Annotated in this window: 1 protein-coding gene; it reads right to left on the reverse strand. The window is 36.7% G+C overall.

Annotated elements, in window-relative coordinates; genetic code table 11:
• On the reverse strand, nucleotides 1-945 hold a 945-nt coding region (locus DXB63_RS17710), incomplete at both ends, for a leucine-rich repeat protein (protein ID WP_147332321.1).

The raw sequence follows: 945 nt of genomic DNA on the forward strand, positions 1-945 counted from the left end.
CACCTTTTCTGTTTTCCTACCCGCTTTCACCAAATAAATCCCCGGTGAAACCGTAAGGGTAAATGTACCGACCACTTTTTCTTGCCGAACCAAATTTCCATTAACCGCATAAACACTGACTCTTGTCGGTATATCCGTAGGATTGTTTATTATAATCTCTCCATCAGAGGTACTAACCGTACAGCTTGGCGCGAAGGTTATTCCACAGGAAGAAGGGAAATTATCGGTTTCTACAATATTATCGAACTCTTTCCATCCATCCGCAGACCTATATAAATCACCTGTTCCTTTTGGTACATATAAAGTACAATTCTTTTCGGAAAGGTGAAAAGGACCATAATAAAAATTATGACTATCCAACTCCGCTTTAGGGGGAATCTTCGCCATACAATACACTCTTTCAAGTAAATCCAAATAAAAAAAAGCCGTACTTCCTATATACTCTAAAGTCTCCGGAAAGATGATTTCAATTATATTTGTATTATAAAAAGCATATGTTTCTATTCTTTTTAGAGATTTAGGCCATCGTACATAGCTTAAGTCATAATCCATTTGAAAGGCACTGTTTCCAATCCTAGTTACTCCATCAGGTATAATAATAGTATCTATTTCATTGCTGTAAGCTAAAAACAAATTAGGAATTTCAGTGACACCAAGTGGAATATTTATACTCCTTAAACTATCAGTTTGTGCAAAAGCACCTATCCCCAAATGAATTGCACTTTCAGGAAGCACAACTCTCCTTAATAAAAAAGAACTCCAAAACGCTGAATTCCCGATAGAATCCAGTCCTTCCGGAAGATTCATTTCATCCATTCGGGTGTTATAAAATGAAAAACCATCTAATATTTTTAATGATTGAGGCAGTACCAGTTTCCGAAAACTTTGGCAATGGGCAAAACACTCCCATGGAATTTCCGTAATACCTTCAGGAATGACAAGAGG

It is taken from the genome of Bacteroides sp. OM05-12 (assembly GCF_003438995.1).
GTDB lineage: Bacteria > Bacteroidota > Bacteroidia > Bacteroidales > Bacteroidaceae > Bacteroides.